General features: G+C 47.3%; 13 protein-coding genes. 2 read left to right on the forward strand and 11 right to left on the reverse strand.

Features of this window, described 5'->3' with window-relative positions:
- Nucleotides 1–21: 21 nt before the first annotated feature.
- From Q4Q54_RS11235 to Q4Q54_RS11280, 10 genes are all read right to left on the reverse strand, one after another.
- Nucleotides 22–1,164 (reverse strand): site-2 protease family protein, encoded by a 1,143-nt coding sequence (locus tag Q4Q54_RS11235; protein ID WP_012586842.1) that lies wholly within the window; start codon nt 1,162–1,164, stop codon nt 22–24.
- A gap of 224 nt (nt 1,165–1,388) precedes the next feature.
- Nucleotides 1,389–1,766, reverse strand: a complete 378-nt coding sequence (locus Q4Q54_RS11240; protein ID WP_006083004.1) for a DUF4144 family protein — start codon at nt 1,764–1,766, stop codon at nt 1,389–1,391.
- Between the two features lie 229 nt (nt 1,767–1,995).
- On the reverse strand, nt 1,996–3,684 hold the full coding sequence (locus Q4Q54_RS11245; RefSeq protein WP_311988482.1) for a FapA family protein: 1,689 nt from the start codon (nt 3,682–3,684) through the stop codon (nt 1,996–1,998).
- Nucleotides 3,685–4,163: 479 nt separating this feature from the next.
- Nucleotides 4,164–5,207, reverse strand: a complete 1,044-nt coding sequence (locus Q4Q54_RS11250; RefSeq protein ID WP_311891541.1) for a methyltransferase — start codon at nt 5,205–5,207, stop codon at nt 4,164–4,166.
- Nucleotides 5,208–5,379: 172 nt separating this feature from the next.
- A complete protein-coding gene (locus tag Q4Q54_RS11255) occupies nt 5,380–6,699 on the reverse strand; it encodes an alkaline phosphatase (RefSeq protein WP_311988483.1) in 1,320 nt (439 codons plus the stop codon).
- Between the two features lie 74 nt (nt 6,700–6,773).
- On the reverse strand, nt 6,774–7,727 hold the full coding sequence (gene gshB, locus Q4Q54_RS11260) for a glutathione synthase (RefSeq protein ID WP_063884004.1): 954 nt from the start codon (nt 7,725–7,727) through the stop codon (nt 6,774–6,776).
- Between the two features lie 91 nt (nt 7,728–7,818).
- A complete protein-coding gene (rsmE, locus tag Q4Q54_RS11265) occupies nt 7,819–8,550 on the reverse strand; it encodes a 16S rRNA (uracil(1498)-N(3))-methyltransferase (RefSeq protein ID WP_006082999.1) in 732 nt (243 codons plus the stop codon).
- 8 nt (nt 8,551–8,558) lie between these two features.
- Nucleotides 8,559–9,335, reverse strand: a complete 777-nt coding sequence (gene endA / locus Q4Q54_RS11270; protein ID WP_006082998.1) for an endonuclease EndA — start codon at nt 9,333–9,335, stop codon at nt 8,559–8,561.
- Between the two features lie 173 nt (nt 9,336–9,508).
- Nucleotides 9,509–10,168 (reverse strand): SprT family zinc-dependent metalloprotease, encoded by a 660-nt coding sequence (locus Q4Q54_RS11275; RefSeq protein WP_311988484.1) that lies wholly within the window; start codon nt 10,166–10,168, stop codon nt 9,509–9,511.
- A 247-nt stretch (nt 10,169–10,415) separates the two neighbouring features.
- Entirely contained in the window at nt 10,416–11,585 is a 1,170-nt protein-coding gene (locus tag Q4Q54_RS11280) for a hypothetical protein (RefSeq protein WP_311988485.1), read from the reverse strand.
- A 333-nt stretch (nt 11,586–11,918) separates the two neighbouring features.
- Between Q4Q54_RS11280 and blaOXA the strand changes: the two genes are divergently transcribed.
- Complete coding sequence (blaOXA, locus tag Q4Q54_RS11285; protein WP_311900893.1) at nt 11,919–12,806, forward strand: OXA-548 family class D beta-lactamase; 888 nt, start codon at nt 11,919–11,921, stop codon at nt 12,804–12,806.
- On the opposite strand, the gene Q4Q54_RS11290 is transcribed toward blaOXA, so the two are convergent.
- Nucleotides 12,803–13,714: a LysR family transcriptional regulator gene (locus Q4Q54_RS11290; RefSeq protein ID WP_006082994.1), complete on the reverse strand. Its 912-nt coding sequence runs from the start codon at nt 13,712–13,714 to the stop codon at nt 12,803–12,805. The two genes, blaOXA and Q4Q54_RS11290, sit on opposite strands and share 4 nt — an antisense overlap.
- A gap of 121 nt (nt 13,715–13,835) precedes the next feature.
- On the opposite strand from Q4Q54_RS11290, the gene Q4Q54_RS11295 reads away from it, so the two are divergent.
- Nucleotides 13,836–18,389 (forward strand): biotin carboxylase N-terminal domain-containing protein, encoded by a 4,554-nt coding sequence (locus Q4Q54_RS11295; RefSeq protein ID WP_012088323.1) that lies wholly within the window; start codon nt 13,836–13,838, stop codon nt 18,387–18,389.
- The last annotated feature ends 690 nt before the right edge of the window (nt 18,390–19,079 follow it).

A 19,079-nucleotide genomic window follows, 5' to 3' on the forward strand; every position in this document is an offset into this window, starting at 1 on the left:
GTGTTTAGCCGTTAAGCCACATTAGCTGCGCAATATTTGCAGCGGCAGGCTGAGCATATCATCGCCCGTTCCAGCTAAGTGCCAGATGATGCCGACTAAGGCGCCAACTGTGAGCAAATACCAAATAACCGAGAAGATTTGCCCGTATCTGTCTAATGGCAGCAGATGGCTTTGATGGCGAGTACGCCACTCGAAAATAATTTCTAGGCTGCCAATTAACAATAAGAAGCCCAATAGCGCTAAGCCTAAGGTGTAGCTGATATACACTCCGAAAGCGGCACCGGCGGCGCAGGCGACCAAGCCCATGATGCTGTTCATTGAAAAACTAATGCTCTTTAAAATATGCCCGCCATCGAGTGGCAAAATAGGCAATAAATTGAATAGGTTAAGTAGCGCATTAAAGGCGGCAAGGCCTGCAAAAAACACATTGCCCGTGGCGTGGTAAGCAATCAAGGATGCGATGGACATCAAGAGTCCAAAGGTTGGCCCCATGATAGAAATCACCACATCTTGCCAACGCGTATTAATTTTCTCATCGGAGAGGGCAAGTCCGCCCATAAAGGGAATAAGGTAAATTCCTTTGGTTTTCATCCCAAAATATTTCATCGCGCGGATATGGCCGTATTCGTGGAACACTAAGCAGGCGATGAGCGCGAGGGCAAATTGGAAGGAGAATAGCCAAGAATAAGCGGCAACGCTGGCGCCCGCTAACACTACTTTTATGACTTTGGCGCTCTTTAACAGTTTAAAACCAAGGGAGGCAAGTCCTACCATGCTCAGTTTTTGCTGCTTCACAATGGGCGTTTCTGGAGTTTGGCGTTCAATATCTTTTTCGGTGCGTCGGCCTTGGTCGATGATTTTGTCATCCAGCAGCAAGCAGTAATCAAGGCGGAAAGGCTGCCAAACGAGATCGGTTTCGAGGCGAACTTGGATTTTATTTTCTGTCATGGCGATGGCTTGCTCGCCACTTTCGGTCGCCAATGGGCTGCTGTGGTGGGTGAGCTCAAAGACATGAACCTTGAGGCCGCCATTGTCGACGGAAGCTTCTTTTTGTGAGACTAAGGTATTGTCCCAGAAGAGTTGTTGCCAGCCCGCGAGTGAGCCTTCTAAGCGCAGTTGTTTGCCTAAGCAGTCAATCTTAAGTAGTTCCAATTTCGGTTCCATCTGTTTGTATATTTAGTGCCAACTTAAACGTCATCCCTTGAGTCGACGAAGAAGATGGTCATTTTGAAGTGTATTTTAGCCGCGCTTTGCCAGTGGACTCGGCGCTGCTACACAGCGGCAAATTATGCCTGTGAATTCACTATGAGGATATTAGCTTTTAAGGTCATAGTGTTTTTTATTGAGCAACTGAGTTGTTGGTAGATAGTATCTCAGCTGCTTGCCGTTTATTCATCGAGGGTGCGTACAATTTCAATCCCTTGGGAAATCGTTGTGAAAGCCAGCTTAGCAACGCAGCATTGCCCCAGTGCTTGGGCATGGTTTTGAACCCACTTGATAAATTCATTGAGCGGTAAATCTTGTTTTTGGCGCAGTAATTGCGGCAGTTCGCCGACGGGATCTTCATGGATTTTCTGCGGACAGGCACTGATTAGATAACGCTGGCCTTTAGAGTCGAGTAATTGATCGGTATCGATAAAATGATGCTGATAGAGACAGGCGAGTTCGAGCCAATCCCTTTGGTGTTCTAGGTAAAGTAATTCGTCACTTTGAGTCAGTTTTACAATGGCTGGCCATTCAATACTCGACATCTTAACGCTAGTCATTTCAGATCCTTAGGAAGTTTAAAATGGGCTCTGAGACAGTCTCTGAGAACAATCATTGGCAGTAGACAAGGATTAGGATTATACAAGAAGATACTTGGCATGCTGCTGCGTGAGTTTATCTGACAGCAGTATGCCACGCTGAGGGAAGATTGATAGAGGCCAGAACAAGTTCACTGAGTCTGGCTGAATGAGGAAGGCGTGACGACTGAGTCATCACACCTAGCCAAGATCATGCGGTCGGTGCGGCTTTGGCTTTGGCGTTATAGTCAAAGTTAATCTCTTGACTGACATTGGCAATGCAGCAAGTGCCGTGTTCACGGGCGGTGCGATGATTCGCTGGACCTATATGTAACTCAACATTGAGGAATACGTGTTTAAGCACTTCGATACGGTATTTCTCGTAATAGCCTTCGACTTCTTGTTTTAAGGTATCGAACTCGAGTTCTTCACGGGTGCGCTCATCCAAAATGCGATTCTTCTGGTCGAGCATCATCTTGATTTGCTCGATCATCGCCGCGTCGCCTTGCCATTCTGACTTTGGGGGTAATTTATTGAGGCGAGCCTCAATATCTAAACTGGCGACAACCATAGCTTTAACGCTTTCATCGAGTAGCTTGAGATCTTGTTTGAGTTCGGCATGTTCCATCGCGCAATAAACGTCGGTTTTGGTTCCCGCCGTTGCCCCTATGACAACCGCCGTGATGCCTTTCTCTGCACGTGCGACACCGCCCACCAGATCGCCACGACGACCACTCGGATCGCTGACCGTTAAACTGCCGGCGGTTTTGGTATGGCTGTGCAGTAACTGTTTAGTGACTAAGATATTGCCCTTGGCCACTAAGTTTGAATATTGCACAAACTGGGCGCTGATCTGCCCTTGAGAATGGATATTGGTAGAGTATTCATTGGCTTTGATTTGTCTGCCAATGATGCCTTTACTTACTGTGACGTCACCTTCCGCCTCTAGGGTAGCGGAGTCCACAAAGCCCATTACGGTTATATCCCCTGAACTTTTAACGACCATGCCCTCGTGGACATCGCCGGTGATTAAAATACTGCCCTTAAAGCTGATATGACCTGTGCCGATGTCGACATCTTTAAGCTGTAAAATATCATCGACATTCATACCTGTACGGGTTTCGACGGGTTGCCCTGCTACTGTGGCGATGAGTTTATTGGGATCCTGCGGATGCAAAGCTGTGCCTGTACCCGCTTGAAGCACGGCATCTTTACCCGGTTTTTGTTTAAGCACTTCGCCCTTAATGTTGTAACCCGGAGTGCCTTCGGTGGCGGGGTGCTTAACCATCAAGAGATCATTGGCTTTGACGACGATAAGCGAGCCGAGATTGCGCATATCGACACTGCCATCTTCCCGCTCTTGTGGCTGGAGTAAGCGTTCGCGCGCGAGGAACACTTTGCGTTCTAATACCGCATTGAGTCCATTGACTGGCGCTTTACCTTGGGCGATGTCACTTTGGCAAACTTCGCCGGCCTTGAGCGTACCGAGTTGTTTCAGTAGCGCTTGAATTTTGAGCTTGCTCAACCCCATGCAGACGTTGTTCTTTTTGAGATGGGTAAGGATCTCTGGTAAATCTATCTGTTTACCGCCCCATGCTGCGGTCAGTTTGAGGCTGGCTTGCATTTTATCTGGGCTGATTTCGATTGCTATGGCGCCATCGCGGCGTTCGGCTAAAACAGTGAAGAGCTCAAACTTCCCCTCATCTTGGCTGCACAGAGCGTTAATTTTAGCGACGGTTTTAGTAATAGCTGGCTCTAAAGGAAACAGGGAACCGAATTCAGGTAAAGACAGCAGGCGCATTATGTCTTCATGGGTGACTGGGCCATGGACATTAGGGATCAGGCGCAATTCAGCTTTGGTCTTATCGCTGTTTAGCTCTATGAGTTCAGGGTCCAGCATAGGGGCATTCCTAGTAATTGCGTTTTATTATTGTTTAAGAAGCTGATTTGAGTATAACAGTAGAAACTTAGGGTAAAGAAGCCTTTTTGGCTGCAAAAACAGCAAATGTTGTAATTTTGTTGATTGTGGTCTATGGGGTGATTTGTAAATAGTTTTTTATAATAAATTTAATGGGATAGGCAGTGTTATCTCTGGTTTATTCCTACTAATCGCAGTGTAAGTCGCAACTTAATGCTAACTTTCGCTTTAGCGATTATTTTGGTGTTTTAAATCAAATTCCTATGCTAGGAACGGCAATTTGAGGTAAATGGAAGTGTGTTTACGGGAATCGCTGACATGCGGCAGATCACAATATTGAGTTTTGTAACACGAGGAAAGATAAGCTTTATCTGAAAAAATGGGATAGTGACATGAGTGAGTATGAGGCGTAGTCAATAACGCGCCTATAACCAAAGCATAAGCGCGTTATCTGTAGAGTTTTACTTGTGTTGGAAGTAATACAGCTTGTACTTGTTGTTATCGGCAACCACTTTTAATTGGCCAAATTCGGCGGCAATGATATCGGAATAGGGCAAGTGGCGGTTGGCGACAATTTGCCAAATACCGTTATGTTGTAATTGCTTGGCACTATCAGTGACAAAGTTCTGCGCTATGCTGGTGGTGCTTGCAAGGCCATCGTGGAACGGCGGATTAGAGATAATGCCGTTAAATTTCCCCGTGGTTTGCGCCAGTCCATCGGAAGGATAGACTTTGGCCGTCATGCCATTGGCGGCTAAGGTGAGTTCGCAGGAAGCCAAGGCCATCGCATTAATATCGACACACTCTAAGGATAAGCTCGGCTGTGCCTTGAGTAGGGCAGCGGTAATCACGCCGGCGCCGCAACCAAAATCGAGCACTCGGCCCGAGAGTGTCGGCAGGTGCGACAGTAACAATTCAGTACCCAGATCTAAGCGTTTTTCGCTAAACACCCCAACTAAATTGCAGATACTGATTTCGCCCTGTGGTGTAGTCAGTTGATACTGACTGACCCAGTCGCTGAGCTTCATCGCTGGTGCGCTACTTTCCAAACTGCTGCCAAATAACAGGCAGTGGCGAGCGTTATCGAGCTTCATTCCAGTCGCAAAATACTCAGGCAACAGCTTCACTAAAGACTTAATCCCGCCTTTGTTTTCTCCAACGACTAACAGTTGGCCGTTAGGCACAAGATGATTGGCGGCGAGGTTAAACAAATAAGGTGCTAAGGGTTTGGCTTTGGGGAAATAAACAATAACCGTATCGTACTTTTCTCGTTCAAGCGGGTCTTGGTGCGGCAGGTCATGGCCGAAATAGCAACGCAGCTTTGAGTTGGCGTGCGGCGCTAAGTGCAAGTAATGGTGGTAATCCAAGGCGAGTGCATCGACCGATGCCGCGACATCGAGCAGGGCTTTTGGCAGTAGATCGGCTTCATGATTGAGCACTAATACTTTATGTTGGCTTAGGCTGTCTTGATTACGAATAATGACTTGCGATGGATTGGTTAACACGGTTACTGGCACCTATAAACTTAAGTGTGGGCATTATACCCGTTATTCACGCCTGAGCCAGTTTGCATCGAATCCCTGCGCTAAGACCTAATAAAAAGACCCAATAAAAAAGGCAACTGCATTATGCGGTTGCCTTATGTGATTACCTTTAATGAACGGTATCGATTAACGCTTAGCTTTTAGGTTTCTTCGGTTTAGGTAATAAGCTAAAAATCTTATTGGCGATATCGGTATTATCTTGATGGCCGTTAAACAGCTCAGACGCCGGACCTGCGGCAAAGACTTGTACGTCTGTGCCTGTGTGACCGTCGGTTGTCCAACCTGTATCAGTACGTTTATCAATAACATGGCGAATCGCCACCGCCATGGTTTCTAATCCCTGCATTCTGGCGACGTTCAATTTGGCGACTTCTTCTTCGCTAAGCTCAAAGCCTAAACCACGGGCGAGATCGGCTTGCCATTGCTCACCAGTGATGGCGGCTAAGGCCAAAGTGTCTGTGCTTGCCGAGATATTACGCAGGATTTCAGGGTTCCAGTTGTAGTTACCATCGACGCCAATCGATAGGCCACCGGTATTGTGATCGGCGGTGATCACCATCAGGGTATCGGGATGTTCACGCACAAATTGCTCAACTACTTCAATGGCATTGGAGAATTCATCCATCTCACCCATAGCAGTGGCGATGTCGTTATTGTGGCCCGCCCAGTCGATGAGACTCCCTTCGACTAATAGCACAAACCCTTGCTCATTCTGCGACAGCAAGCTGAGTGCTTTTTGGGTTAAGGTACTGAGTTTTTTCGCATCTTTTTCATCAATTGCCCAAGGCAATTGGACTTCAGCAAACAGGCCCAACACTTTAGGTTGGGTGATGCTGGCGAGATCCTCAAAACGGCTGATGTGCTGATAGCCCTTGGCTTTGAACTGCTCTAACAGCGCTGGGGGGAAATACTTTTGACCACCGCCTAAAAATACATCGGCGTTGGTTTCTAAATAGCTGAGTGCCAGAGCGTCGTAGTTTTTACGGCTCTCGTTGTGTGCCAAAAAGGCGGCTGGCGTGGCGTGGTTGATTTGCGACGTTACCGCGACACCTGTGCTGAGGCCAAGGGATTTGGCTTTTTCGAGTATGGTCGGCAGTGGTTGCTTTTGGGTATCGACCGAAATCGCCCCATTATACGATTTAACCCCTGTGGCTAGGGCTGTCGCGGCCGCGGCTGAGTCAGTCACATAACCACTGACGCTCGCGGGATAGGTACTCGCCATGCCCACCAGTAAACGGTCAAATACGGTTTGCTCGACTTCTTCGGTGTCAGGATTATCTTTGTAATAGCGGTAGGCGCTAGTGTAAGACGGCCCCATACCATCACCTATCATGATGACGATGTTTTTCGGTCGCGATGGCGCTTTCGTTGGACCCGTTTCATCTGCCCAAACTGGCGTAGATAACAGCAAACTGATGCCGAGTAACAAGAGTGGCGCTTTGGTGAAACTCATATCACATCCCTAGAAGTGGTTCGGCGCTCGCGATTTGCTCGCGCCTTACAATCAACAAACTCGTTGGTAAATTCTTATGCTTTGGCGTTAATGCGTGCTTCGATAGCATCCATTAACATGCCCGTGATGTCGACATCAAATGCCGCTTGGATTTCACGGATACAGGTTGGGCTCGTCACATTGATCTCAGTCAGCTTGTCACCAATCACGTCTAACCCGACAAAAATCAGTCCACGTTTTTTAAGCTCAGGGCCAATAGCGCGGGCAATCGCCCAATCGCTGTCGGATAAAGGCTGCGCCACACCGCTACCGCCGGCGGCTAAGTTGCCACGGGTTTCACCTTTCATTGGGATACGTGCCAGCGCGTAAGGTACAGGCTCGCCATCGACCACTAAAATGCGTTTATCGCCTTTGGTAATTTCAGGGATAAAGGCTTGCGCCATCGCATATTGTTGGCCATAGCTGGTCAAGGTCTCGATGATCACCCCAAGGTTAGGGTCATCCTGCTTCACGCGGAAAATCGAGGTGCCGCCCATGCCATCTAAAGGCTTGAGAATGATATCGCCCTTAGCTTGGTGGAAAGCGCGGATACGTTTGGCATCACGGGTCACGATCGTTTCTGGGGTGAATTCGCTAAACCATGCGGTGAACAGCTTTTCGTTAGCATCGCGTAGGCTTTGTGGCTTGTTGACGATTAACACGCCTTGTTCTTCGGCGCGCTCAAGCATGTAAGTGGCGTAGATGAACTCAGTATCGAATGGCGGGTCTTTACGCATTAAGATCACGTCGAGTTCGCTCATTGGCGTGTCTTGAGATTCGCCTAGCTCATACCATTTGCTCGCATCATTGATAACAGTTAACGGACGCATATTGGCCATCGCCACGCCGTTGACCATGGCAAGATCGGCCATTTCCATATAAAACAGTTGATAACCTCTGTCCTGCGCGGCCATTAACATGGCAAAACTGGAGTCTTTCTTAATGTTGATCTCACTGATGGGGTCCATCACTATGCCGAGTTTTATCATTAATCTGTTCCTTATTTGTCGCCGTTTGCAGGCAAAAAAGCATTTATTGGATAATGGGGTCTGTCATGCCAGCGCAGCTTGCGGCTGCGGTTTAGCCTAAATCACCAAATCTGAGTTGCAGCGCCGTAATGGCCGTGAGCGAGGCGGTTTCAGTGCGAAGCACTCTAGGGCCAAGCAACACATCGGTAAATTGATAGGTTTCTGTCATGGCGATTTCTTCCGCCGACAAACCACCTTCTGGGCCAATTAACAGGCGCACGCGGGTGTGCGCTAAATCTAAGCCATTGATGCCGTGTGCGGCACGTGGATGTAAATTGAGTTTCAGTGCCGAGGTTGGCTCACTGCACCAATCGTGTAAGTCCATCGCTGGGCGAACCACAGGCACTTGGCTGCGGCCCGATTGTTCACAGGCGCTTACAACGATTTTCTGCCATTGCTGAATTTTTTTCTCTAGGCGTTCGCCATTAAGCTTTACACCGCAGCGATCGGAAAACAGCGGCGTAATGGTATTCACACCCAGCTCGACCGATTTTTGAATGGTGAATTCCATTCTATCGCCACGGGAAATCACTTGGCCTAAGTGCAAGTTGAGTGGCGACTCAGATAAATTGGCCTCACAGGAAAGCAGTTTTACTGTGACATGCTTCTTACCTGCATCGACAATTTCAGCAAGATAATCATGGCCATCGCCATTGAATAGGCTAATATGTTCGCCGTTACCCATGCGCAGCACTTTGCCGATATGGGCTGCGCCATCTTCGTCTAAGTTCAACTGTTGATTGATGGCTAATGGTTGAGGTTGATAAATTCTTGGGACTCTCATTGTCGACCTTACTCGGCTAATTGTTGACGCAGTGGTGGCGCATTACAGGCATTCTGCACAAAGGGATTATGGTTGCCTTGAGTTTGCGCTATAGCGTTATCGCGTTTGCACTCAATAGTATCAACTGGATAGGTTTTATCCCATGCCTTAAACAATTTTAATTGGCTCGACGCGATTTTAAGCCCATAGGTCTGCTGCATATAGAGGTAGGTTCTGGCTATCTTACCGCGAGCGTTTACGGGCGGCTGCGCCTGACGATTCTTAAAATCGACCACCATAGCGCATTGGCCATATTGGTCGGCTTTACCGTTCCATTGGCTAAAACGGAAGTTACTGCGATCGCCGTTCACTTCACCGATGGCGGGCACTAAGTTGTGCATGTCCGCTTCCATCTTATTAAATTCGTTACTGTTATCGGCGCAGTTTTTACGCCCGCCCTTTTGCCAGCATTGGAGCTGATGGCCAAATTCCCAGGCGGGCACTATGTGTTCCCACTCGATACGATTGGCGCGGGTTTCCTGTTTACGGACTTGATAACCGCAGCTGGCGAGATCGGGTTTCCACGATTTGCCTTTGATCTGAATATCGCAGCCACAGTAAAAACTGGTGGCGGGTAGAGTACCTTGGCGACTTCCGGCGTAGAGCGCCTGCGACTTAGTTTTCGCTTGGCTGAAACTGCTGGGGTGTGACACTGAGGCGCTAGCGGGCACAGATGAGGTCGCGGCCCAAGTGATTAGGCACAACAAAAGTCGCCGCGAATTAACGGTTAAAGAAGTTTTGTTCAAAATTTATCCCAAAATAACAAACACTACGCGAGCCTTTGGCTCGTCTTTTATGGCGTGATGGTAAGGGAAATGCCGCTGCTTATGCAAATTGCGTCGTACTTTTTACTCACGCAATTCCCAAATGCTGAAATTCGAATTGTGGAGTGGATGTGAGGATTGTGCGCGAAGAGTGCTTAGATCGCCGTTACATGGGTCTTACAGCGTTTACAGATATAACGGCTTTCACCGCGTAGCACCTTGTTATGGCGGCGAATACTTAACCGAATCGGTCCACAGGCGCAGCGATACTCCACGTCGCGACCTGCCACAGAAGTGGTATTGAAGCTGTGGGTGGTACTCGGGTTAACCTTAAATACCGTTAACATCAAAGATTGCCATTCTTTACCGTGGGGCTTGGTTTTACCAAAAAGCTGAAAACACAGTAAATGACAAATTTCGTGCGGTACAACTTCAGTTAGAAAAGCTTCGCTGTTTTCGCGTAGCAACACCGGATTGAATCGCAAACGATTCTGCTGCAGATGAGCCGTACCCGCGCTCTTTCCCCTGAGACTAAATTGTGTAACTGGGCGCGGGAAAGCGCGCTTAAGCGATATCTCCGCTTCTTGATAACAAGCTTCAATTCGCTCTAGTACTTGTATTTGCAGTGATGAGAGTGGGCGTGATGAACCGGTGAAAATATGCGCCTGAGCCGGATCTTGTACTGGTGGACTCGTTATCAGCTGCGACTTATCTTGGCTTTGGCCTAAGGCTGCGTATGTCGATTTTGTCAGTGGGGCGAGTGCTTCACTGCTGCGACGACGTAAAGCATTGAGTAAGTCTGCAGGTTTCAACATAGGGTTAGCGTTGGATCTCGTCGGTTAAAGGTAAACATTGAGTGCTTAACACTCATTTAGTTATGAAGCATCAGCTATTGAAGCCAATCCTAAGTATGGCGCTTGGCTTCTGCGTTCGAACGCTTGTTCTTGTTATCCGCTCTTATACTCAGCCTTCCAAATCAACGCTTGAAATAAGAGTCAGGCCAAGCGTTCGCATCATAGCGAACGCTATCTGACAATGCCAGTTTCAGCCAGTGTGGCTTGGTTATAAACTCGCCGCCGCTTGCATCACCATAGTGCGCACTTGTTCGACTATGGCTTGCTCTGTATCGGCGTCATAGCCTTTGACTCTTGGGGTGTGAATGTGGCCGACTTTCGCATGGCTATTGAACTTTTGCTGCAACACTATGGCGCGATAGGAAATTTCATTAGAAAGATAACCGCCGCCAGAGCCTTCGACCGACGTTTCGTTTTGCAGCTCATTCAATGATGTTGCACTAAACTCACCGCGAGCAAGGGTAGTGACAGTGTGGTTATCGTTGACTTTCCATTGGCCATCTTTTACTTGCATGGCGGCAACAGGCAGCGAGAATTCGACAAATTGCGGGCCGATAAAATCTTTGCCATTGAGCTTGGGGGCAACCGGTGCGGTTTTAGTGCCGCCAGTGAGGACGTTTTGGTTATCGGGCGCCGCGGCACTGCGATTTCGGGCAGGGAAGCGTTCAATATCAAAGTCAGTTCGGCCCATGCTGACGGTAAATACAAATTTGGTTTTAGGATCGCGGTATATCGGGCTCAGTAGCGATTCGATAAGTCCTTGGTCAAAATCCTCAAAACGCACTGGCACCATAGCAGTTTCGATTTGCGCCGTTTTGCCATTTACATCAAAGCGGAAACCATCCAAGGCGAGGGCGACTAAGCCGGAAGGATTACTCTGGGTGATATCTTTATCGAGGAAGAAGGGATCGAAACCCGTGAGGAATATTTTGATTTGAACATCATCAGCATATTGAATATCGCTAAATCCCCGTGAGGCCTTTTCAACTGCACTCATTAATATGTCATTTTGCCAATCGGCCATTTTAAAGTTGGCGCTGGTGCTCTTAAGACTATTAAGCATGGCAAGGCGCGCCCAATATAAAGGTCGGTCGTCAACATGACCGGACTGCACATCGCGTACTGCCTGTTGCCATAATCTGTGACCTTGGCGCGCGGCTAATTGGGTGGCATCGACTTCGTTTTTCTTGGAACTTAACTGCTGGGTCAGGCCATCATCGAGTGCTTGATAACGAGTCACGACTTCGCCCATGGTTGTTTCGGCTGTTGGAAGGCGGGAAACTTCAACATCACCCAATAGCTGCACAGCACTGGCCGTATTGAGCAAGCTACTGGCGAGGATTAGCGTTAACACTGGCTTCAATACTGGCTTCAACATTTTTGATTTCCCTGTAGTGACTAGACCTTATTGATTGGAAATGATGTTCATCTCGTCCACTGGAAGGCTCTTATGCCAAAAAGTATGCACTACAAGCTGAGGGTAATAAAGTTATGCTCAGTGATCTTCGTCATCTTATGCCAATATCTTCTATCTCAACATCTTCTATTTCAAAGGCGGCGGAGCTGGCATCAGTCCTTCTATGGCAGAACTTACTTGCCTCTTTTTTGCCACAATTGGTCAGCAGTTTGCTAGGGCATGCAAACACGCTAAGTGATAGCCTTAATCACTTTTTTAGTTCATTGGATTTTTTGTTTTCTACAAGGAGACTTTATGCGTTCGTTCGCCATATCGACTGTGTTGGTGATGTCCTCACTGTTAGCGTCGTCAATCTTTGCTGCCCCAGCTTTTGCCTCAACAGCGGCGAAGACGGAGTGGCAAGAAACCCGCAGTTGGGATGCCATTTTTACTCAGCACCAAGTTGAACCGCAACTAGCTAAGCAACAACAAGCTAAACCGCAAAAAACTAAGTCCCAACAAGCCTCGGGCGTGGTGGTGCTGTGGAACGAAAACAAGCAACAGGGATATACCAACAATCTTAAACGTGCCAATCAAGGTTTTTTACCGGCATCGACCTTTAAAATCCCCAATAGCTTGATTGCGCTCGAGTTGGGTGTGGTGAAGGATGAGCACCAAGTGTTTAAATGGGATGGTAAAAGTCGTGATATCGCCACTTGGAATCGTGATCATAACTTGATTACTGGGATGAAGTATTCGGTTGTGCCCGTCTATCAAGAGTTTGCCCGCCAAATTGGTGAGGCGCGGATGTCGAAGATGATCGCCTCCTTCGATTATGGCAATGAGGATATCTCGGGTAACTTAGATAGCTTTTGGCTCGATGGCGGTATTCGGATTTCGGCCACTGAGCAAATTGATTTCCTGCGTCGGCTTTATCACAACAAGATCCATGCCTCAGAGCGCAGTCAACGAATCGTTAAGCAGGCCATGCTCACTGAGGCGAATTCTGACTATATTATTCGCGCAAAAACCGGCTATGCGGTCAGAGCTGAGCCAAGTATTGGCTGGTGGGTGGGTTGGGTAGAACTCGATGATAATGTGTGGTTTTTTGCAATGAATATGGATATACCCGACGCCGCAGGTTTGCCATTGCGTCAAGCCATTACTAAAGAAGTGTTAAAACTGGAACACGTAATTCCTTAGCCCATGAGGGATTGCAGACTTTCTTGGCTGCTAAAGCGTTTTACGAAGAAGTCTAAGAAGACGCTGATGTTGGTGGCCAGTTGGCGTCGACTCGAATAAACCCCGTAAACCTTAAAGGGTTCAATTGGCCATTCCTGTAAAATCGGTACTAGCTGTCCATTGGCTAGTTCGGTCTTACAGGCCGAATTGGATAGCATGGCGATGCCAAAATCATCCATGGCTAATTGCTTCACCATGATAGGGCTGTTGACCCGCACTTTACGCTGGAAGTTCGCCATAGTTTTACGTGAACCTTTACCCAGTGGCCAAATCGGCGCCGAGCGAGAAGTCCCCAATAAAATACCACTGTGCAGGCTGAGTTCTTTTGGCGTTGCGGGCGTGCCTTTGAGTTTTAAGTAACCTGGGCTTGCGACTAAAATCGGTTGGCGTTCAAACAGTAATCGTGCGACTAAGTCCGATGATTGAAGTGGGCCATATTTGATGGCTATGTCATATCCTTCGCCGACCAAACCAATATCGTTGTCGGTAAACTGGACATCTAATTCAACATTGGGATATAAACGCATAAATCCGCTACAGAGATTAGCGATTAATTCTTGGCTAAATGACACAGGGATCGCAATCCGTAATGATCCTGACACATCATCGTGAGTATTCTCGATAACAGCCTTGGCCGCTTCCACCTCATTGCGAATGGAATCACAGTGTTGGTAAAAGAGTGCCCCGACTTGGGTCAGACTCAAGTTACGGGTGTCGCGCTGTAGCAATCGCACGCCAAGTTGTTCTTCAAGCTGCGCGATTTTGCGACTTATGGTGGATTTTGGGTGGCCGGTTTCACGTGCAGCTTGGGAGAATCCCTTAGCTCTAACTACGGCTGCAAATAGCATCATACCGTTTAAATCTGGCATGTTTTTCCCACTGTCTCATATTTGGAACATAGCGTCTTATGCAGTTTAATGGCATTTGACGGGATAACAAAGTTATATTTATTGGCTAAAAATTTTCAGAGGCTAAGCAGAGGATCTTTTGATGACCAGCAATAATCAGCCCACACACATGACTCAAGCCCAAACGCCCGATCCGCTTTTTTTACAAGCCGAGCATTTGGCAAAGGATTTTTCTCTGTTTCCTAAGCACAGTAAGCAGAGTTTATCGGAAGAAATTAAAGGTCTTTTAAATGAGGATGCCATTCAGGCAAACTTGAAAGACTTGGCATCGTTAGATGTCGACGGTTACGTTACTAAAGTGATCCAGCCGACCCAAGATAAAGGTCGTCCTGGTGCAAAACGTATCATTGCCGATCTTAAAGGTCGCTTGATTACTGAAACTCACTTGGGCTCTTTTTACAGTGCTGAGGTCGAGCTGAACTTTGGTTCACGCACTCGTCGTATTGGCTTTATCGCCCAAGAACGCACTACCGCAAACGGTGCTTGGATGCCTGAGCATCATTACGCCGCCTGTAAAGCAATTCGTCATTTTGCCGAATTGTCTATGCCTATTATCTATTTAATTGATACTCCTGGAGCTGATGCTGGCGAAATCGCTAACAGCCAAAACCAAGCGCATTCAATTTCTAAAGCTATCGCAGAAAGCGCCAACGTTGACGTACCGACAGTCGGTATTGTGATCGGTGCCGGTTATTCTGGTGGTGCGATTCCATTAGCGGCGGCGAACATTCTGTTGTCGTTGCGTGACGGTATTTTCAACACGATCCAGCCACAAGGTCTGCAAAGTATTGCCCGTAAGTACAACTTATCTTGGCAAGAATGTGCGAAATCTGTGGGTGTATCACCAGAAGAGCTTTATACCTCAGGCTGTATCGACGGTATCATCGACTTTTCACCGGGTGACCGTGATGAGCGTCAGCACAATTTGCGCCGCGCTATTATTAGCAGCGTAGAAGCGGTTGAGCGTGCAGCGATGAATTTTGTGCGTGAATCTAAAGATTTACGTGAGCATTATGACCGCAGCTTAACTCGTTTCCTAAATCCATCTAAAAACTTGATGGCTTTGGAACTGAACGCCGAATTGGCTGTGGCAACGAGCCCAACCAGTCACCACAATCTGTTTGGTAGTGCTTATCGTTATTTGCGTTATTTAACGCTGCGTAGCCGTATCCATTCGATTTCTCAAGAGCAATACGGTCGTCTGTCACGTGCTAGTGTGCCAGAAGGTGATTTGTTGGCGCGTATCCAACAGGAACAAGATCGTGTGTTCCAAGCTTGGTTATCTAACCCAGATAAACTGGTTTATGACGAAGAACTGAATAAATTGTGGACTACTTTTGTCGCTAAGCGTGATGAAGTGTCTACCGAGCGTAACATGTTGACTCGTTTGATTTTGGGTGAACCAAAAGAGAACTATAAGAAAGCACGTAAGGCGCTGTTATTTAACATCAGCTGGTCTTTGTATCACCGCTGGAAGAGTAATGCGGCCAACAACTTCAAAGGGCTGATTCAGCACTTAGAAAGTTTGCCAAAGTCTGTAACTCAAGCTAAATGGCCTGAGCTGAATCAGCTGACCGTACTCGATGTGGTTGTGAATGAAGAGCTGCGTGAAGACTTTATTTGGCAATGCCATAACATTCTGATCTTCAATGCCTTGTACGACAACGTTGTTGGTAGCTTAGCGTCAATCGCGAAAGAAGCCATGATGTCGAAGAGTTTGTCGCGTAATTCAGTGAACAACTTGCTGCACAAGTCAATTGACCATGCAATGTCGACACAAGATACCTCGAACGACAAAGCTAAGTTCTACAAGTGGCTAAAATACTTCATGGGTCAATCGAACCGTGCCGATTTATTAGTCCGCGTAGAGCAGTGGAAGAGTGTGGGTTTCCCTCAACTTAACGACAGTCTATTCGTGGTACTGACTTACTTCTTCGAACGTCTACTGCCTGAGTATTTCGATAGCGAAAGCGATACCAGCAAGTACACTGGCGCGATCAACCCTGTGCGTATCGGTCGTCGTAAGGACTTCTGGAACCGCTTGACCATGGGTTATCAGGATTTATTGATCCAAAAAGTGCTGCGTGACGAAAAACGTAAAGGCAACATGACTTGGGAAAATGTGGTTAAGCAGTTCTTTACCCATTTCGAAGAGATCAATGGCGACAAGATGTCGGCTAACTTGCTCAACTTCCCGGGCTTCCGTTTATCGATTGAAGACGCGTTAGATAAAGGCATTCGCCCATGTGGTTTGATCACAGGTATTGCTGACTTTAAAGAAAAAGGTCAAAAAGTGCGTGTGGGTGTGGCTGTGTCTAACACCGCATTCCAAGCCGGTGCATTCGATATGGCCAGTGCCGAGAAATTCTCAGCGCTGTTGATCGAGTGTGCTAAGCGTAAATTACCCGTTGTGTGCTTTATCAGTTCTGGCGGGATGCAGACTAAAGAAGGTGCTGCGGCACTATTCTCTATGGCTGTGGTGAACGACCGCATCACGCGCTTTATTCGTGATAACGAATTGCCTGTACTGATGTTTGGCTTTGGTGACTGTACTGGTGGTGCGCAGGCGAGTTTTGTGACTCACCCATTAGTGCAAACTTACTACCTGTCTGGCACTAACATGCCATTCGCAGGTCAAATGGTAGTGCCAGCTTACTTGCCATCAACGGCAACCTTGTCTAACTACTTGTCAAAAGTACCTGGCGCAATGGCGGGCTTAGTCCATAACCCATTCAGCGACAATTTAGACTCTCAGTTAGCAGGTATCGATCCTCTGATGCCAATGCCTTCGGCAAAAATTAACGACGTGATCATCAATGCACTGTCGACCTTAGTGGTTGAAGCAACTGTTGAAGAAGAAGTGATCGTGCAGAACGATCCACGCCAGTTAATGAAGCCAATTAACAAAGTATTGGTTCACGCCCGTGGTTGTACTGCGGTGAAATTGATCCGTAAGGCGCATGACAATAATATCAATGTGGTATTAGTGGCGTCGGATCCTGATATGACATCAGTGCCAGCGGACATGCTCAAAGATTCTGACAAGTTAGTTTGTCTCGGTGGTAACACCTCGGATGAAAGTTACTTGAATGCTTACTCAGTGCTGAAAGTGGCCGAGTATGAGCAAGTGGATGCATTACACCCTGGTATCGGTTTCCTATCAGAAAGCCCGCAGTTTGCTGCACTGTGTGTGAATAACGGTGTTAACTTCGTCGGTCCTAGCGTGCATTCAATGACGACTATGGGTAACAAGTCGAACGCAATTAAGACATCGCAAGCGCAAAATGTACCTGTAGTGCCAGGTTCTCACGGTATTCTGACCAATGCAGAGCAAGCCGTTAACGTGGCGAGCGAGATTGGCTATCCAGTACTGCTTAAAGCGGTACAAGGTGGTGGCGGTAAAGGTATTCAGGTTGTGAAACGTCCTGAAGACATGATTGGTCTATTCCAAAAAACCGCAACCGAAGCGGCAGCTGCCTTTGGTAACGGTGACTTGTACTTAGAGAAATATGTGACATCACTGCGTCACATCGAAGTGCAGTTACTGCGTGATAAGTTCGGTAACGCGAAAGTATTAGGTTTGCGTGACTGTTCGGTTCAACGTAATAACCAAAAAGTAGTCGAAGAATCTGGTTCAACTATGTTGCCAGATGAGCTGAAGCGACAAGTGCTGGCTTATACTCGTGCCTTAGGGGACGCGACCGATTACATGGGCGCAGGTACCGTTGAGTTTATCTATAACTTAGATGCCAACGAAGTGTACTTCATGGAGATGAACACGCGTCTGCAGGTTGAGCATCCAGTCACGGAAGCGACTTCAGGTATTGATATCGTTAGTGCGCAGTTTGATATTGCCGCTGGCCGTTCAATTGAAGCATTAGAGCCTAAAGAAATTGGTTATGCGATGGAAGTACGTGTAACCGCTGAGAAAGCGGCGCTCGATAGCCATGGCATACTGCAGTTGATCCCAAATCCGGGCAAGATCACTGAATGTGTCTTCCCTGAGCATCCAGATGTGGAAATCATTTCGATTGCAGCGCCAGGTAAAGAAGTATCGCCATACTACGATAGCTTGATTGCGCAAATCATCATGCGCGGTGAAAACCGTGAGGATGTGATTGCCAAACTGTACGAATACTTAGACAGCGTAGTGCTGAAAGGCATCGCGACTAACATTCCGTTACTCAAGCTTATTCTGAAAGACGGTACCTTCAACGAAGGTGTTTACGATACTAACTATCTGCCACGTTTAATGGCTGAGCTGGACATTCCTGCGTTGATCGCTGAAATGGAAGCCGCCGCTGAAACTGTGGAAGTGGACACTGAGTCACTGCGCGTTGGTGAAAGTAACGAACTGAAAGTGTTAGCCCAAGGCGCAGGTATCTTCTATACCTCTTCTGCACCGGGTGAAGCGGATTTTGTGAAAGAAGGTGACATAGTTACCGTCGATCAAACGCTAGCACTCACAGAAGCGATGAAGATGTTCTCGCAAGTGACCTTAGCCGGCTTTAACCGTCAGAGTGCGATTTTGTACCCTGAGGATAAGAAGTATCGCATCGAGCGCATCCTGAACAGCAATGGTCAGCAAGTGTCTCAAGGTGACTTACTGTTCGTGGTCTCGCCAGTAGAAGAATAAGCTCAGCGTTTAACGCCATAGCTAAATAAGAAAATACCCGCCACTGGCGGGTATTTTTTTGCTTCAAAATTATTGTCACTAAATATAGGTAAGCGAACATGCCGCTCATAATGTGCATGACGTCTTTGATGAATCAACTTAGCTTTAATAGATAAGCTCATAACTAACAAGTGGCCAATATCAGCTTTGTGCAATACAACCTGTATTTCTGATTAATTCGGCAAAGAGTTTCTTTAATCTGTCGTTCGCCCATTTATTAGAACAAGCTGCATCAAGAATCCACCTCTAGTCTCGAGAATCAACGGAATCTCCATGCTTTATTCGTAGTAATAGAGGCTCATCAAACCTCATTTTAAGTTGAAACTGAGTCTAAAATGAGCTGTGTGTGGATAACTTTGGGGGTAAGTGGTGGGTATAGTGTGGCTAGATTAGATAATTAGAATTAACTGCAAATTTCCTTGAAATAGGGGTTGCACAAAATCTCCTGCTCCCTATAATGCGCATCCACTGACACGGCAGACAGCGAAAGCAAGCTGACGAGTTAGGTTGAATTGAGTCGCTTTTAAGCATTTAATTCAATCCAGCAAGAAGTTGAAAATACTCCTTGACGCGAAACGGGAAATGCGTAGAATACGCAGCCCTAGCCAACTGGAAGCGTTCGGCGCTCAGTGTGGTACTCAAGTTCTCTTA

This window comes from Shewanella sp. SP2S2-4, assembly GCF_031932025.1.
In the GTDB taxonomy this organism is placed as follows: Bacteria; Pseudomonadota; Gammaproteobacteria; order Enterobacterales; family Shewanellaceae; genus Shewanella; species Shewanella baltica.

What these genes read in the sequence shown, in the direction of transcription:
- blaOXA (WP_311900893.1), top strand. Translation starts at nt 11,919, where the DNA reads ATGCGTTCGTTCGCCATATCGACTGTGTTGGTGATGTCCTCACTGTTA.
- Q4Q54_RS11280 (WP_311988485.1), bottom strand. Translation starts at nt 11,585, where the DNA reads ATGTTGAAGCCAGTATTGAAGCCAGTGTTAACGCTAATCCTCGCCAGT.
- gshB (WP_063884004.1), bottom strand. Translation starts at nt 7,727, where the DNA reads ATGATAAAACTCGGCATAGTGATGGACCCCATCAGTGAGATCAACATT.
- Q4Q54_RS11235 (WP_012586842.1), bottom strand. Translation starts at nt 1,164, where the DNA reads ATGGAACCGAAATTGGAACTACTTAAGATTGACTGCTTAGGCAAACAA.
- Q4Q54_RS11290 (WP_006082994.1), bottom strand. Translation starts at nt 13,714, where the DNA reads ATGCCAGATTTAAACGGTATGATGCTATTTGCAGCCGTAGTTAGAGCT.
- Q4Q54_RS11255 (WP_311988483.1), bottom strand. Translation starts at nt 6,699, where the DNA reads ATGAGTTTCACCAAAGCGCCACTCTTGTTACTCGGCATCAGTTTGCTG.
- rsmE (WP_006082999.1), bottom strand. Translation starts at nt 8,550, where the DNA reads ATGAGAGTCCCAAGAATTTATCAACCTCAACCATTAGCCATCAATCAA.
- Q4Q54_RS11275 (WP_311988484.1), bottom strand. Translation starts at nt 10,168, where the DNA reads ATGTTGAAACCTGCAGACTTACTCAATGCTTTACGTCGTCGCAGCAGT.
- Q4Q54_RS11295 (WP_012088323.1), top strand. Translation starts at nt 13,836, where the DNA reads ATGACCAGCAATAATCAGCCCACACACATGACTCAAGCCCAAACGCCC.
- Q4Q54_RS11240 (WP_006083004.1), bottom strand. Translation starts at nt 1,766, where the DNA reads ATGACTAGCGTTAAGATGTCGAGTATTGAATGGCCAGCCATTGTAAAA.
- Q4Q54_RS11245 (WP_311988482.1), bottom strand. Translation starts at nt 3,684, where the DNA reads ATGCTGGACCCTGAACTCATAGAGCTAAACAGCGATAAGACCAAAGCT.